The 15,068-nt window shown below is 70.9% G+C and carries 12 protein-coding genes and 1 pseudogene; 9 read left to right on the top strand and 4 right to left on the bottom strand.

Translation table 11 applies throughout. The annotated features are described in order from the left end of the window. Positions 1 to 66: 66 nt before the first annotated feature. Positions 67 to 759, top strand: a complete 693-nt coding sequence (locus IE142_RS27560) for a DUF4190 domain-containing protein (RefSeq protein ID WP_191888269.1) — start codon at positions 67 to 69, stop codon at positions 757 to 759. A 68-nt stretch (positions 760 to 827) separates the two neighbouring features. Here the strand turns inward: IE142_RS27560 and ybiA are convergent, their stop codons facing one another. Further along, positions 828 to 1,448 carry a riboflavin biosynthesis intermediates N-glycosidase gene (gene ybiA, locus IE142_RS27555; RefSeq protein ID WP_191888268.1) on the bottom strand — a complete coding sequence of 207 codons (621 nt, stop codon included), beginning with the start codon at positions 1,446 to 1,448 and terminating at the stop codon, positions 828 to 830. A gap of 179 nt (positions 1,449 to 1,627) precedes the next feature. On the opposite strand from ybiA, the gene IE142_RS27550 reads away from it, so the two are divergent. The 7 genes and pseudogenes from IE142_RS27550 to IE142_RS27520 all read left to right on the top strand — a co-directional run. Next, positions 1,628 to 3,163 (top strand): gamma-aminobutyraldehyde dehydrogenase, encoded by a 1,536-nt coding sequence (locus tag IE142_RS27550; protein WP_191888267.1) that lies wholly within the window; start codon positions 1,628 to 1,630, stop codon positions 3,161 to 3,163. A 55-nt stretch (positions 3,164 to 3,218) separates the two neighbouring features. Beyond that, entirely contained in the window at positions 3,219 to 4,466 is a 1,248-nt protein-coding gene (locus IE142_RS27545; protein ID WP_191888266.1) for a polyamine ABC transporter substrate-binding protein, read from the top strand. Positions 4,467 to 4,471: 5 nt separating this feature from the next. Further along, positions 4,472 to 5,641: an ABC transporter ATP-binding protein gene (locus IE142_RS27540; RefSeq protein WP_191888265.1), complete on the top strand. Its 1,170-nt coding sequence runs from the start codon at positions 4,472 to 4,474 to the stop codon at positions 5,639 to 5,641. Continuing rightward, a complete protein-coding gene (locus IE142_RS27535) occupies positions 5,641 to 6,570 on the top strand; it encodes an ABC transporter permease (protein WP_191888264.1) in 930 nt (309 codons plus the stop codon). The genes IE142_RS27540 and IE142_RS27535 overlap by 1 nt, the downstream gene beginning before the upstream one ends. Then, positions 6,571 to 7,371, top strand: coding sequence for an ABC transporter permease (locus IE142_RS27530; RefSeq protein WP_191888263.1), 801 nt, complete (start codon positions 6,571 to 6,573; stop codon positions 7,369 to 7,371). It begins immediately after the preceding gene. A gap of 35 nt (positions 7,372 to 7,406) precedes the next feature. Further along, positions 7,407 to 8,834: an NAD(P)/FAD-dependent oxidoreductase gene (locus tag IE142_RS27525; RefSeq protein ID WP_191888262.1), complete on the top strand. Its 1,428-nt coding sequence runs from the start codon at positions 7,407 to 7,409 to the stop codon at positions 8,832 to 8,834. 132 nt (positions 8,835 to 8,966) lie between these two features. Further along, a pseudogene (locus IE142_RS27520) lies at positions 8,967 to 9,371 on the top strand (hypothetical protein); the annotation flags it as partial. A gap of 429 nt (positions 9,372 to 9,800) precedes the next feature. On the opposite strand, the gene IE142_RS27515 reads toward IE142_RS27520, so the two are convergent. From IE142_RS27515 to IE142_RS37015, 3 genes are all read right to left on the bottom strand, one after another. Then, positions 9,801 to 10,478, bottom strand: coding sequence for a phosphatase PAP2 family protein (locus IE142_RS27515; protein WP_191888261.1), 678 nt, complete (start codon positions 10,476 to 10,478; stop codon positions 9,801 to 9,803). 533 nt (positions 10,479 to 11,011) lie between these two features. After that, entirely contained in the window at positions 11,012 to 12,346 is a 1,335-nt protein-coding gene (gene gabT, locus IE142_RS27510) for a 4-aminobutyrate--2-oxoglutarate transaminase (RefSeq protein ID WP_191888260.1), read from the bottom strand. A gap of 250 nt (positions 12,347 to 12,596) precedes the next feature. Beyond that, on the bottom strand, positions 12,597 to 12,887 hold the full coding sequence (locus IE142_RS37015; protein ID WP_229830923.1) for a hypothetical protein: 291 nt from the start codon (positions 12,885 to 12,887) through the stop codon (positions 12,597 to 12,599). On the opposite strand from IE142_RS37015, the gene IE142_RS27505 reads away from it, so the two are divergent. Next, entirely contained in the window at positions 12,886 to 15,024 is a 2,139-nt protein-coding gene (locus IE142_RS27505; protein WP_229830920.1) for a type IV secretory system conjugative DNA transfer family protein, read from the top strand. The genes IE142_RS37015 and IE142_RS27505 overlap by 2 nt on opposite strands. The last annotated feature ends 44 nt before the right edge of the window (positions 15,025 to 15,068 follow it).

The raw sequence follows: 15,068 nt of genomic DNA, 5'->3' as shown, positions 1-15,068 counted from the left end.
CCGGTCTCACGCCGGACGGACATGGCCCGTAGCATGGCGGGCACGATCGACCCAGGGGGACGGAAAATGACGGACGCGACACGGCCGGGCGGGGACTCCAACGGCGCCAACGATCCTTGGGCACCCCCGGAGAGCAGGCCCTCGCTGGACAAGAACCGTGACGCCGCGACGGGAGTGCCGCAGCAGCCGGCCCCGCCCGCCGCAGGCGAGGTGCCGTCCTGGCAGCCCCCGCCGTCGGCGCAGCCGCCGTCCGTGCACAACCAGGCCACGGTCGCCTCGATGCCCGCCGCCGGCTTCACTCCGCCCGAGGCGGCGGTGCCGCCTCCGCCCATCGCACCCGGCGGCCCGGGTGTCCAGGGCGGCCACGGCTATCCCGCCTACCCCCAGGGCGGTTACGGCTGGGGCGGCGCTCCGCTGCCCCCGCAGAACGGCATGGGCACCGCGGCGATGGTGCTCGGCATCCTGGCCTGCTGCATGTTCTGCGCGTACGGCATCGTCTCGCTGGTGCTCGGCATCCTCGCCGTGGTCTTCGGCGTCAAGGGACGCCGCAAGGCCGAGCGCGGCGAGGCCAACAACCACGGGCAGGCACAGGCCGGCTTCATCATGGGCATCATCGGCATCGTGCTCGGCATCGCCGTGATGGCCCTGATCGCCGTCGGCATCAACGCCGCGATCAACGAGGACTCGGGCTACGACGACCCCTACTACGGCGCCCCGCGCCCGGCGGCGGTCTCCGTGGCGGCGCAGGCGCAGGGCTGACGAAGCCGACACCCGCGGTCCGGTCCGCGGGCGTCAGCGGCCCGTGCGCAACCGCTTCCGCGCTCCCGTCAGCTGCGCAACCGCTCCCGCGCCCTCATCAGCGCGAACCCCAGCAGATTCGACCCCCGCCACCGCGCCGGGTCGGTCGCCGCCTCGTCGTCCGCGGTCAGGCCGATGCCCCAGACCCGGTCCACGGGACTCGCCTCGACCAGCACCCGGTCGCCCGTGTTCACCAGGAACTCGCGCAGCGCGGGGTCCGAGGCGAACTTGTGGACGCTGCCCTCGACGACGAGCGAGAAGCGCTCCCGCTCCCACACCGCCTCGTCGAAGCCGCGCACCAGCCGCCCCGCCTTCTTGGCCTCGGCGGGATGCCCGGCGGCCAGCACCCGGCGCTCCGCTTCCGCGTCCTCGAAGAGCCGGGCCTTGCCCGCCATCATCCAGTGCTCCGCGGTCGGGTACACCACCCCGGCCACGGTGAACGGCGACGGCCACCACTGGCTCAGACAGCTAGGACCGATCAGGCCGTCGGGGCGCGGCCGGTGCCCCCAGAAGCAGAGGTACTTGATCCTCGCGCCCGCCCGGACCCTCTCGACCAGGGCTTCCCTGCTGTCGGTGATCTCCACAATCCCCGCGCCCCTCTCCTCCACCCCCGTGGTCCTTTCCACGCACGCGAGTCTGGCACGCACCACTGACACTCCGTCCGTCCTTTTCCGCGGCGACTCGACACCTGGTCGACAGATTCCGTCGCGTAACCAAATGGCAACAACGGAATCACTTGTTGGAGGTCTAGTGCTCTGTCAGGATCGGCACTCACATCGAGGCTGAAGCCACGCCGGCCCCTGTCACGGGGAGACCGAGGAGAGCCGACATGCACAACCCGGGCAACGACACCCCGGACCGATTCCCGGCCCAGGACCGCTTCGCGGACGGGGCCCAGTACATCGCGGGCCGTCTGACGAAGGGCACCTCCGGGCGCACGCACACCGTCGTCGACCCGGCGACCGGCGAGGGGGTCCTGACCTACGAACTCGCCGGTCCCGACGACGTCGACGCGGCCGTCGCCGCGGCGCGGGAGGCGTTCCCCGGCTGGGCCGGTGCCACCCCGGGCGAACGCTCCGACGCCCTGCACCGGTTCGCCGCCGTCCTCGCCGAGCGCGCCGAGGACTTCGCCCGCGCGGAGTCGCTCCAGTGCGGGAAGCCCCTGAAGCTGACCCGCGAGTTCGACGTGCCGGGTACAGTCGACAACGCGGCCTTCTTCGCCGGCGCCGCCCGGCACCTCCAGGGCCAGTCGGCGGGGGAGTACTCAGGGGACCACACCTCGTACGTGCGCCGCGAGCCGATCGGCGTCGTCGGGTCCGTCGCGCCCTGGAACTATCCGCTCCAGATGGCCGCCTGGAAGATCCTCCCGGCGATCGCCGCGGGCAACACCATCGTGCTGAAGCCCGCCGAGATCACCCCGCTGACCTCGCTGATGTTCGCCCAGGCGGCGACCGAGGCCGGCATCCCCGACGGTGTGATCAACATCGTCAGCGGGACGGGGCGGGAGGCCGGTGAGCACCTCGTCGGCCACCCGGACGTCGCCATGACCTCCTTCACCGGCTCCACCGCCGTCGGCAAGCGCGTCGCCGAGGTCGCCACGGCCACCGTCAAGCGCCTGCACCTGGAGCTCGGCGGCAAGGCGCCCTTCCTCGTCTTCGACGACGCCGACCTCGACGCGGCCGTCCACGGCGCGGTCGCGGGCGCCCTCATCAACACCGGCCAGGACTGCACGGCCGCCACGCGCGCGTACGTACAGCGGCCCCTCTACGAGGCGTTCGTCGAGAAGACCGCCGCCCTCATGGACACCGTCCGCGTCGGCGACCCCTTCGCTCCCGGTACCGACCTCGGACCGCTGGTCAGCCACGTCCAGCGGGACCGCGTCGCCGGCTTCGTCGACCGGGCCCGCTCCTACGCGCGCGTGGTGTGCGGCGGCCAGGCACCGCAGGGCGACCTGAAGGACGGCGCCTACTACCGGCCCACCCTCATCGCGGACGCCGCGCAGGACAGCGAGGCCGTCCAGTCCGAGATCTTCGGGCCGGTCCTGGTCGTGCTGCCCTTCGACACGGACGACGAGGGCATCCGGTTGGCCAACGACACCCCGTACGGGCTCGCCGCGTCCGCCTGGAGCCGGGACGTGTACCGGGCGAACCGTGCCACCCGCGAGATCAAGGCGGGCTGCGTGTGGGTCAACGACCACATCCCGATCATCAGCGAGATGCCGCACGGCGGATACCAGGCGTCCGGCTTCGGCAAGGACATGTCCGCCTACTCCTTCGAGGAGTACACGCAGGTCAAGCACGTCATGTTCGACAACACCGCGGTGGCGGCCAAGGACTGGCACCGCACCGTCTTCGGGGACCGATAGTCACGACGAGAGGCCGCCGACCACGGCCGAGACACCCGAAAGGGCAACCACGCGCATGGAGCAGTACGAGCCCGACCGCCTGTCCCCGGCCCGAGCGGCCGCCATGCGGCGCAGTTTCACCAGCGGCAGGGCCGCCCTCACCCGCCGCTCACTGCTGCGCGCCTCCGCGGGCGGCGCGCTCGCGGTCGGCGGCCTCGGCACACTGAGCGCCTGCGGCATCCCGCCGGCCGGCAAGACCGAGGGCGGCGTGTCGTCCGACGACCGGTCCAAGGAGGAGAAGGTAGTCAACTTCTCCAACTGGACCGAGTACATGGACGTCGACGAGAGCGGCCGACGCCACCCCACGTTGGAGGCGTTCACGAAACGCACCGGCGTCAAGGTCAAGTACACCGAGGACATCAACGACAACGGCGAGTTCTTCGGCAAGATCCAGCCGCAGCTCTCCGCCGGCCAGGAGACCGGGCGCGACATCATCGTGCTCACCGACTGGCTCGCCGCCCGCCTGATCCGCCTCGGCTGGGTCCAGAAGCTGGACCCGGCCAACCTGCCGCACGCCTTCGCCAACCTGTCACCGCAGTTCCGCAACCCCGACTGGGACCCGGGCCGCGCCTACTCGTACCCCTGGCAGGGCATCTCGACCGTCATCGCCTACAACAAGAAGGCGCTGGACGGCGTCGAGGTCAAGACGGTCTCCGACCTGCTCGACAACCCCGAGCTCAAGGGGCGCGTCGGCTTCCTCACCGAGATGCGCGACACCGTCGGCATGGTGCTGCTCGACATGGGCAAGGACCCGGCCCGCTTCACCGACGACGAGTACGACGCGGCGATCGCCCGGCTCCAGAAGGGCGTCGACAGCGGCCAGATACGCCGCTTCACCGGCAACGACTACACCGCCGACATCAGCAAGGGCGACTTCGCGGCCTGCTTGGCCTGGGCCGGGGACGTCGTCCAGCTCAAGGCGGACAACCCGGACGTCGACTTCGTCATCCCGGACAGCGGATACATCACGTCCAGCGACAACATGCTCATCCCCAACAAGGCGCGCCACAAGACGAACGCCGAGCGGCTCATGGACTACTACTACGAGCCGGGGCCGGCCGCGCAGCTCGCCGCCTACATCAACTTCGTCTGTCCCGTGGACGGGGTGAAGGACGAGCTTGCGAAGATCGACGAGGACGCGGCGAACAACCCGCTGATCATTCCCGACCAGGCCATGCAGGGCCGGTCCCGTGCCTTCCGCTCACTGAGCCCGAAGGAAGAGACGGCCTACGAAGAGAAGTTCGCGAAGCTCACTGGGGCGTGACGACGATGACGACGACGCAGACGCGCACAGACGCGACGGAGCACGGCGGCGACGTCCGCCTCTCCGGCATCAGCAAGACCTACGGCTCCTTCACCGCCGTGCACCCGCTCGACCTGACCGTGCCCCAGGGCTCATTCTTCGCCCTGCTCGGCGCATCCGGCTGCGGCAAGACCACCACCCTGCGCGTGATCGCCGGACTGGAGGAGCCCAGCGGCGGCACCGTCCACCTCGGCGACCAGGACGTGACCGCGCTGCCGCCGTACAAACGGCCGGTCAACACGGTCTTCCAGTCCTACGCCCTCTTCCCGCACCTCGACATCTTCGAGAACGTCGCCTTCGGCCTGCGCCGACGCGGCATCAAGAGCGTGAAGAAGCAGGTCGGGGAGATGCTCGAGCTCGTGCAGCTCGGGGAGCAGGCCCGCAAGAAGCCGCACCAGCTCTCCGGTGGCCAGCAGCAGCGCGTCGCGGTCGCCCGCGCCCTGATCAACCACCCCAAGGTGCTGCTCCTCGATGAACCGCTCGGCGCCCTCGACCTCAAGCTGCGCCGCCAGATGCAGCTGGAGCTCAAGCGCATCCAGACCGAGGTCGGCATCACCTTCGTGCACGTCACGCACGACCAGGAGGAGGCCATGACCATGGCCGACCGGGTCGCCGTGATGAACGGGGGCCGGGTGGAGCAACTGGGCGCCCCCGCCGACCTCTACGAGAACCCGCGGACCACCTTCGTCGCCAACTTCCTGGGCACCTCCAACCTCATCGGGGCCGAGGTCGACACCCGCAGCGGCGACGACGTCGTGGTGAAGGCGGCCGGCGACAAGCTGGTCCTGCCCGGCGCACGCTGTTCCGCGCCGGCCCGGGCCGGCGGCAAGGTCCTGGTCGGAGTGCGCCCGGAGAAGATCAGCATCACCCACGCCGACGAGGCCGGCTCCATCCCCGAGGGCCGCAACCGCATCACCGGCAAGATCTCCAACACCAGTTTCATCGGCGTCTCCACGCAGTACGTCGTGGACTGCGCGGCCTGCCCCGAGTTCGAGGTGTACGCCCAGAACATCGACCGCGACGCCCGCCTCGCCCCCGGCGCCGACGTCGTCCTGCACTGGAACCCGGCGCACACCTTCGGCCTCGACGCCGCCCAGGACATCGACGCGGGAGTCGCCGAGGGGGAGACCGCCTGATGTCCACCCTCACCGAGGCGCCACCACCGCTCTCCCCGCCCGCGCCGGAGGACAAGCCCCCGCGCAAGAGGGGCCGCTGGACGCCGTACTGGCTGCTGCTGCCCGGCATCCTGTGGCTCGTCGTCTTCTTCGCGGCGCCGATGATCTACCAGGCCTCCACGTCCGTGCAGACGGGCTCGCTGGAGGAGGGCTACAGGGTCACCTGGCACTTCGTCACCTACTGGGACGCGGTGTCCGAGTACTGGCCGCAGTTCCTGCGGTCGGTCGCCTACGCCGCCTCCGCGACCGTGCTGTGCCTGCTGCTCGGCTATCCGCTCGCCTACCTGATCGCCTTCCGCGCCGGCCGCTGGCGGAATCTGATCATGATCCTGGTGATCGCGCCGTTCTTCACCAGCTTCCTGATCCGCACCCTGGCCTGGAAGACGATCCTCGCCGACGGCGGCCCGGTCGTCGGCGCCCTGAACACGCTGCACGTCCTGGACGTCACCAGCTGGCTCGGCTGGACGGCCGGCGACCGGGTGCTGGCCACGCCGCTCGCGGTGGTCTGCGGCCTGACGTACAACTTCCTGCCGTTCATGATCCTGCCGCTGTACACGTCGCTGGAGCGCATCGACGGCCGGCTGCACGAGGCCGCGGGCGACCTGTACGCCAAGCCTTCCACGGTCTTCCGCAAGGTCACCTTCCCGCTCTCGATGCCCGGCGTCGTCTCCGGGACGCTGCTGACCTTCATCCCGGCGACCGGCGACTACGTCAACGCGTCCCTGCTGGGCTCGGCGGACACCGGAATGATCGGAAACGTGATCCAGTCGCAGTTCCTGCGGGTGCTGGACTATCCGACGGCGGCGGCGCTCTCCTTCATCCTGATGGCCGCGATCCTCGCCATGGTCACCTTCTACATCCGCAAGTCGGGGACGGAGGATCTGGTTTAAATGGCCTTCGTCAACTGGTGCAAGCGCAATCTGGTAGTGATCGCCGGGCTGCTGACGCTCGCTTATCTCGTGCTGCCCAATGTCATCGTGACGGTTTTCTCGTTCAACAAACCGAACGGGCGCTTCAACTACGAATGGCAGCAGTTCTCCACGGACGCCTGGAAGGACCCGTGCGGCGTCTCCGGACTGTGCGGTTCCCTGTCGCTGAGTCTCCAGATCGCCTTCTGGGCGACGCTGGGCGCCACGGCGCTCGGCACGGCGATCGCCTTCGCGCTGGTCCGTTACCGGTTCCGGGCTCGCGGCGCGATCAACTCGTTGATCTTCCTGCCGATGGCGATGCCCGAGGTCGTGATGGCCGCCTCGCTGCTCACCCTGTTCCTGAACATGGGTGCTCAGCTGGGCTTCTGGACGGTCCTGACCGCCCACATCATGTTCTGCCTCAGCTTCGTCGTGACGGCGGTCAAGGCGCGCGTGATGTCGATGGACCCGAGGCTGGAGCAGGCGGCGCAGGACCTGTACGCCGGTCCCTTCCAGACCTTCGTCCGGGTCACGCTGCCCATCGCGGCCCCCGGAATCGCCGCCGGAGCGCTGCTCGCCTTCGCGCTCTCCTTCGACGATTTCATCATCACCAATTTCAACGCGGGCTCCACCGTCACCTTCCCCATGTTCGTCTGGGGATCGGCCCAGCGCGGAACGCCCGTTCAGATCAACGTCGTCGGTACGGCCATGTTCGTCATCGCCGTGCTGTTCGTCCTGGCCTCCATGGTCATCGGCGACCGCCGGAATCGCCGCAAGGCATAGTGCCTCGCGTACCGCATACGTAGGGAGTTGACATCATGGCCCCGAGCGCCATGAGCCGCAGCAACGACTGGACGCAATCCCTCTCCGACGCCCAGCCGGTCCCGTACTGGCTGGACGACCCCGGCCGTCCCCGCCCGCAGCCCGCCCTCACCGGCCCCGAGACCTGCGACCTGCTGGTCGTCGGCGGCGGCTACAGCGGACTGTGGACCGCGCTGATCGCCAAGGAGCGTGACCCGGGGCGGGACGTGGTGCTGTTGGAAGGCCGGGAGGTGGGCTGGGCCGCCTCCGGCCGCAACGGCGGCTTCTGCGCCGCGTCCCTCACCCACGGGCTGTCCAACGGCCTCACCCGCTGGCCCGACGAGATCCACCGGCTGGAGACACTCGGCGCCCGCAACCTCGACGCCATCGAGGAAACGGTCGCCCGCCACCGCATCGACTGCGACTTCGAGCGCACCGGCGAGATCGACGTGGCCACCGAGCCCTACCAGGCCCGGGAGCTTCACGACTGGCACCAGGAGATCAGCGCCAAGGGCCTGGCCGACGGCGTCGAGTACCTGGACACCGAGGCCGTACGGGAACAGGTCGACTCACCCACGTTCCGCGCAGGTCTGTACGACCGCCGGGGCGTGGCCATGGTCAACCCCGCCAAGCTCGCCTGGGGCCTCAAGCGCGCCTGCCTCGACCTCGGCGTCCGCGTCCACGAGCACACCCCGGCCCTCACCCTGCGGCCGTACGGCGCCGGCATGGCCGTACGCACCCCCTACGGCGGCGTCCGCGCCCGCACGGTCGCACTCGGCACCAACGTCTTCCCGAACCTGGTCCGCAGGGTCCGCTCGTACACCGTCCCGGTCTACGACTACGCCCTGATGACCGAGCCGCTCACCGACGCGCAGCTCGCCTCGATCGGCTGGAAGAACCGGCAGGGACTCGGCGACAGCGCCAACCAGTTCCACTACTTCCGCCTCTCCGCCGACAACCGGATCCTGTGGGGCGGTTACGACGCGGTCTACCCGTACGGCGGCCGGGTGCGCGCCGAGTACGACGACCGCCCCGAGACGTACGCCAAGCTCGCCGGGCACTTCTTCACCTGCTTCCCGCAGCTGGAAGGCGTCCGCTTCACCCACGCCTGGGGCGGCGCGATCGACACCTGCTCCCGCTTCTCGGCGTTCTTCGGCACCGCCCACCAGGGGAAGGTGGCCTACGCGGCCGGGTACACCGGCCTCGGCGTGGGCGCCACCCGGTTCGGTGCCGAGGTGATGCTGGACCTGCTGGCGGGGGAGCGCACCGAGCGCACGGAGCTGGAGATGGTCCGCAGGAAGCCGCTGCCCTTCCCGCCCGAGCCCTTCGCCTGGACCGGCATCGCGCTCACCAAGTGGTCGCTGGCCCGCGCGGACGCGCACGGCGGCCGGCGCAACCTGTGGCTGCGGACGATGGACAAGCTGGGGCTGGGTTTCGACAGCTGAGCGCCCCGCGGCCGCCGCCCGTGTGACCGGGTCCACGCCAATGAGGCGCCGCAACCCGCGTAATGCCCGCCGGGAGACCTCCCTCTCCCCCGTGACGCATCCCGCGTCCACGAGTGAGAGGGAGGTCTTCACGTGCCTGGTGCGAAGACGGCGGTCGCGTGGTTGGCATCCGTCGCACCGGATCCCGAGTCCTGTCGGCAGGAGTGGGAGCGCAATCCCTGGGGGTCGCCCTGCTGCCCGCCGGCAAGGCCTGGGACGTGCTCATACTGCCCAGTCGGCTCGGCTATCCGACCCTCGACGTGCTCTCCCGCGTCCTGGACCAACCGGGCCCGGTGCTCGTCGATTTCGGCGACGCGCGCACGCGCTTCTTCGTGCCGGCCGGCACGGCGGCCCGCTGGGTGGGCACCGGCGTCCGGACGGCCGGACTCGGCACCTGGATCGTGGTGCCGCACCCGGGAGGCGTGTCGTCCGGTGGAACCCCCGCTGGCTGATCCGCCCGGCGGGACCGGCACCCTCACGGACCCGGCGCTCCTCGAACCGGGCCGCACGGGCGGCCGACGCGAGCGCGGTCATGCCGGACGCGGCGAGCGCCGCGACGGTGAGCAGCGTGACGAGGGGGCGACGCGCGAGCGGTCTGGAGCGTTCCGCAAGTACGCCCGGACATGGGGAGGAAAGTGGAGCGCGCCCGACTTGGTCCAGACCAGTGCCGTTGTCAATCCCTTGCGCACCTCACCCCCGGCCGTCCTCCACCGCCAGAGCCGCCGCCTCGTGCATCGCGACGCGGACCTCGCCAGGAACGGCGGCTTCGAGTCCGGCCTCGACGGCTGGAACGGCACCCCTGAAGACCTTCTTCGCCCAGCTCGGCTACCAGTACTACGGCACCGGCAAGTGGGGCGGCCAGGACCCGGGGGTGGGCGCGTGGCCCGCCCTGCGCGGCCTGATGACCTGGTCGATCAACTGGGACCGTTACTCGATCGAACTGGGAGTTCCAGAAGAACTTCGACGCGTACTTCGGGTGGCCGGCAGCGCGGTGCGGCCGGCCACCAGCGCGACCCCAACCAGCAGCACCGCGCCCAGACACCAACTCGCCACCACGTCCAGTGGCCAGTGGTAGCCGCGGCGCACCAGCCCGTAGGAGGCGCCGAGGACGAGGACCGCGCACAGCACGACCAGCCCGCGGCGGACGGCCGGCGACCGCAGCAGCGGAAGGAGCAGCAGCGTCGCCGCGCCGTACGCGACGACCGCGGTCGCGGTGTGGCCGGAGGGGTAGTAGCCGACGGCCGGGGGCACCGCCGGGGTGCCGGGGCGGTCGGTCCACGCCTTCAGCGGGGCGACCAGTGCCGGCACCAGAGCCATCGCCAGGGCCCCGGCCAGGGGCGGCAGCCACCAGCGGTCCGTACCTTTGGCGCGCCCGTGCCAGGCCGCGCCCGCCAGCGTGAGGGCGAGGACGGGCACGGCCACCGGTACGTTGCCGAGGTCGGCCAGCAGCTCGGATAGCCGGTCGGGGTGTACGAGTGCCCTGCTCAGCCGTTTGTCCGCGCCGATCAGCGGGCCGTCGGCGGCGACCTGCCAGGTGATCAGGGCGAAGAGGAGGACGGGCAGCGCGAGGAGGGCGGGCAGCGTGCGGGGCGGGGGGACCGGCATGACGCCCAGCTTCGCAGGCACTCCGGCACCGCGTCGCACCGCCTGGAGCGGGTGGCGAAGGGAGGGCCGGCCCGGGAACACACCGAAGGGCCGGCACAAGGGGGGGAGTATGCCGGCCCTTCGGTGAACCTGCCGTCCCGGATGCCGGGGCGGCCGTCCTGACCGGAACGTCGCGCGCCCCGGGGGGTTTGGGGCGGGCGACCGTCCGATCGGTGAGGAGACCCGGAACCCACGAGTTCCGGTTGTGCGCGAGGCACGACCAGGTCGAAGCTGGGGAGGCCTCGTCCTGAGATCCGCCCACAGTCCCCTGTGGGCGGGTGTATCTCTCATCTGCGTAGAACCTACGACAGCGGGTGGGCCGAGGACAGGGCCATCGGCGTCCTGCCATCCACCCCGCACACGTTCTTCACACCGCCTGCGGTTCGCCGCGCCAGGTGTGCGAGACGCAGCTCAGATGCACGTTCGGGTCCTCGCGCACGTGCTCGTCCGGCGCCCCTTCACGGGTTCGTCCGGCGTCGTGCACGGGTGCTCGCTCAGACGCGGGCGAAGGCCTGCTCGATGATGTCGAGGCCCTCGTTCAGCAGGTCCTCGCCGATCACCAGCGGGGGAAGGAAGCGCAGAACGTTGCCGTAGGTGCCACAGGTCAGGACCAGCAGGCCCTCGGCGTGGCAGGCCTTGGCGAGCGCGGCGGTCGCCTCCGGGTTCGGCTCCTTGGTGGCGCGGTCCTTGACCAGCTCGATGGCGATCATCGCGCCGCGGCCCCGGACGTCACCGATGACGTCGAACTTCTCGGCCAAGGCGGTGAGGCGGGACTTCATGATCGCCTCGATGTTCTTCGCCCTGGCGTTGAGGTCCAGCTCCTTCATCGTCTCGATGGCGCCGAGCGCGCCCGCGCACGCCACCGGGTTGCCGCCGTAGGTGCCGCCGAGGCCGCCCGCGTGCGCGGCGTCCATGATCTCGGCGCGGCCGGTGACGGCGGCGAGCGGCAGACCGCCCGCGATGCCCTTGGCCGTGGTGATCAGGTCCGGGACGATGCCCTCGTCCTCGCAGGCGAACCACTGGCCGGTGCGGCAGAAGCCGGACTGGATCTCGTCGGCGACGAAGACGATGCCGTTGTCCTCGGCGAACTCGCTGATCGCGGGCAGGAAACCCTTGGCCGGCTCGATGAAGCCGCCCTCGCCGAGCACCGGCTCGATGATGATCGCGGCCACGTTCTCGGCGCCTACCTGCTTGGTGATCTGCTCGATCGCCTGGGCGGCGGCCTCGGGGCCGGCGTTCTCGGCACCGGTCGGCCAGCGGTAGCCGTAGGCGACCGGCACGCGGTACACCTCGGGCGCGAAGGGACCGAAGCCGTGCTTGTACGGCATGTTCTTCGCGGTCAGCGCCATGGTGAGGTTGGTGCGGCCGTGGTAACCGTGGTCGAAGACGACGACCGCCTGCCGCTTGGTGTACGCACGCGCGATCTTGACGGCGTTCTCGACCGCCTCGGCGCCGCTGTTGAACAGCGCCGACTTCTTGGCGTGGTCGCCCGGGGTCAGCTCGGCCAGCGCCTCGGCGACGGCGACGTAGCCCTCGTACGGCGTCACCATGAAGCAGGTGTGGGTGAAGTCGGCGAGCTGCGCGGACGCCTTGCGTACGACGGCCTCGGCGGAGGCGCCGACGGAGGTCACGGCGATGCCGGAACCGAAGTCGATCAGACGGTTGCCGTCCACGTCCTCGATGACGCCGCCGCCGGCGCGCGTCACGAAGACCGGGAGCGTGGAGCCCACGCCCTGCGCGACCACGGCCGTGCGTCGGGCCTGCAGCTCCTGCGACTTCGGGCCGGGGATGGCGGTGACGACGCGGCGCTCCTGCTCAAGTGCGGTCATGGGGGCTCCTGGGTCTTGCGCGATCTGCGGGATCTTACGGACGCTTGCCTTCTTTTCTCGCAGGCTAGGACCGGGACGGGGGAGGGGGCATGCTCCATGTGGGCGTTGTCCGCGGTGCCGGTTGTCCGTGGTGGACATGTGACGGATACGGCGACCTGTGGACACGTCGGTGCGGGTCCGGCCGCGTAAGCGGTGAACTCCCCCTGGGAGGGCGTTAGATTGGCTCGCTGATGGTGGACGGAGCGGCTGGTCAGGGGGCACGGGCGATGGACAGCGACGGGATGCGGGACGCGCGGGGCACGCATGCGAATCCTGTGCCGCGCCCGGCGGGGCCTCCCGAGGTCCCCTCGATGCCGCCGCGGCCACCGGCGCCTCCGGGGGCGCCGCCCCCTGTGCCGCAGCAGGCGCCTCCGCCCTCGTCGGCCGTCGCCGCCTGGCTCGATGCGGTCAGGCCCGCCACCCGGCCCGGCATCTGGCGGTACGGCCACCGTCCGGCCGAGGAGCCGATGGAGAGGCTCGCGCCAGTGACGGTGGCCGGCATGCTGGTGCCCCTCGCCCTGGCGCTGGTCGTGTGGTCGTTCTGGAGTGGTGGCTACTTCCCCTACAAGAGCGCACTGCTGCGGATGTGCACGCCCGACGACTGGTGGTGGGGCGGGTCGGTCGCCGCGCCCAAGCCGGTGGAGAACCGGACCGTGCGGCTTCCGGGATGGGACGCGCTCGTCGTCTACGACGGCGTCTTCTTCACCGTCCTCGTCCTCGCGGTGGTCGGGCTCGGCAGCTGGCGCGCCATTCTCCGCCACTACCTCGGCCGTCTGCGCCCGCCTGTGCGGGTACTGGTCACCGCCGCGCTCGCCCTCGTCGCCCTCGCCCTCGTCTTCCCCGACGCCTTCCCGGGCGCTGGGTGGTCCCCGGTGCCCCTCGTCGACCCGCTGCTCTCGCTGACCGTGTTGATCACGGACAGTTACGACCTGATGGCTTCCGTCCTCTTCACGAACGCGGTGTACGTGCTCGTCACACTGTTCGTTGTGTGGCCCTTCGCGCGCCTCGGAGACTGGTGGCCGTACGCGAGGCAGCGGCTGGGCCCGCGCCGGAAGCCCACCGTCCCGAGCGCACCGGACCCCGCCCGCCCCCGTTCGCACTGGCCCGCCCTGCGCGACGCCGGCCAGCATGAGGCCGCCGACCTCCTCACCGCCGAGGTGTCTGGCGACCGGATGAACGACGTCGACTGCGTCCGCGTCGAGCACGCCTTCACCGCGGCCTGCCGGAAGGCGTCGCTGCCCGCCTTCCGTGAGACCGTCCTGCGTGAGCGCGGCGGGGCGTGGACCCACCCCTCCGGAGCGCGGGACCTCTCCCGCCGGGCCCGCCACGACCTGCTCACCGGGCAGGTACGCATCGGCCGCTGGGTGCCCGACGATCGGACACCGCGGGAGTACCGGGACGCGGAGGCTGCCCTCGACCCGGCAGTGCTCGGCACCTCCCTGCTCGCCGTCGGTCCGTCCGGGGCGGGCAAGACCCGCACGCTCGTCGAACCGGTGACCGAGGCGCTGGCGCTCCAGGCGCTCACCGGGAGTTGCGCCGTGGTCGCCGTGTCCGCCGCCGGCGGCCGGCTGGGCAGTGACGACGCCTTCGACGTGATCGTGCGCATGGGGGACCCAGCCTCGGCGTACGCACTCGATCCGTACGCCGACTGCGACGACCCGGACCAGGCAGCCACGATCCTCGCCGAGGCGCTCGTGGGCGACCTCGACTCGGTCGGGACGCCGCTCGCGTCCACCGCGCTGGTGCAGCTGCTCGGCCCCTTCCGGACCGCGTATGGCCGTTTTCCCTCCCTCCCCGAACTGCGCGATCTGCTCGAGGGGACGGAGAGCGCTCTGACACAGCTGAGGGAAATCCTCGCCGCGAGCGGGGAGGACGCCCTGTGCCGGGAACTGGACGCGAGGATCAGGCAGACGGGCACACCGGGCGACGCGGGCCGCGCCCTGGCCGACCGGCTGGCCCTGCTGAACCGACCGGTGTTCGCGGACTTCCTCGGCGGCGCCGACCAGTCGTTCTCGCTGCGGGCTGTCGCCCGGCACCCGCTGCGCGTGCGGATCGACCTGCCCGAGCACGGCCACGAGGAGGCGGGCCGCGTGCTCACCCGCCTGGTCCTCGCGCAGTTCCACGACGTCGTCCGGGACAGCAGGCGTCCGCACTTCGCCTGCCTGGTCCTGGACGACGCCACCGGCGTCGTCACCGTGGAGTCGGTGCGCCGCATCCAGCAGCTGCGCTCCCGGAACGCGGGAGTGCTGCTGGCTCTGCGTACCATCGGGGACGTTCCCGAGGCACTGCACGGACCGCTGTACGGCGCGGTCGGCTGCCGCATGGCCTTCTGCGGCGTCTCGACCTGGGACGGCAACCGGTTCGCCCAGACGTGGGGCACCGAGTGGGTCGAGACGACGGAGGTCGCCAAGCACACCGTCTTCGCCGACCAACCGATGACCCGGCTCTTCCACGCCCTGCGCAAGCTCTTGACGGGCAAGGCGGTCACGACGGACGCGGTGACCGTGCGGCAGGTCGAGCGGGAACGCTGGTCGGCGTCCGAGCTGGCGCACGCCGTGCCCGCGGGGCACGCGGTGCTGTCACTGACGAGCGTCAAGGGAGAGCACGCTCCGCCGCTCCTGGTGGATCTGCGCGGGTGACCTGACCGGGCGGGCCCCCGGGGACCGTACGGTGAGGCAGAATC

The sequence above is a fragment of the Streptomyces mutabilis genome, assembly GCF_014649815.1.
Classification (GTDB): domain Bacteria; phylum Actinomycetota; class Actinomycetes; order Streptomycetales; family Streptomycetaceae; genus Streptomyces; species Streptomyces mutabilis.
Note: the sequence above shows the minus strand (reverse complement) of the source record. Positions and strands in the feature narration are given on the sequence as shown.

Excerpts from the sequence above, each read along its gene's own strand:
- IE142_RS37015 (WP_229830923.1), bottom strand. The coding sequence starts at position 12,887 with ATGCCGGCCACCGTCACTGGCGCGAGCCTCTCCATCGGCTCCTCGGCC.
- IE142_RS27505 (WP_229830920.1), top strand. The coding sequence starts at position 12,886 with ATGCTGGTGCCCCTCGCCCTGGCGCTGGTCGTGTGGTCGTTCTGGAGT.
- IE142_RS27525 (WP_191888262.1), top strand. The coding sequence starts at position 7,407 with ATGGCCCCGAGCGCCATGAGCCGCAGCAACGACTGGACGCAATCCCTC.
- IE142_RS27550 (WP_191888267.1), top strand. The coding sequence starts at position 1,628 with ATGCACAACCCGGGCAACGACACCCCGGACCGATTCCCGGCCCAGGAC.
- IE142_RS27530 (WP_191888263.1), top strand. The coding sequence starts at position 6,571 with ATGGCCTTCGTCAACTGGTGCAAGCGCAATCTGGTAGTGATCGCCGGG.
- IE142_RS27535 (WP_191888264.1), top strand. The coding sequence starts at position 5,641 with ATGTCCACCCTCACCGAGGCGCCACCACCGCTCTCCCCGCCCGCGCCG.
- IE142_RS27515 (WP_191888261.1), bottom strand. The coding sequence starts at position 10,478 with ATGCCGGTCCCCCCGCCCCGCACGCTGCCCGCCCTCCTCGCGCTGCCC.
- IE142_RS27540 (WP_191888265.1), top strand. The coding sequence starts at position 4,472 with ATGACGACGACGCAGACGCGCACAGACGCGACGGAGCACGGCGGCGAC.
- IE142_RS27545 (WP_191888266.1), top strand. The coding sequence starts at position 3,219 with ATGGAGCAGTACGAGCCCGACCGCCTGTCCCCGGCCCGAGCGGCCGCC.
- IE142_RS27560 (WP_191888269.1), top strand. The coding sequence starts at position 67 with ATGACGGACGCGACACGGCCGGGCGGGGACTCCAACGGCGCCAACGAT.
- gabT (WP_191888260.1), bottom strand. The coding sequence starts at position 12,346 with ATGACCGCACTTGAGCAGGAGCGCCGCGTCGTCACCGCCATCCCCGGC.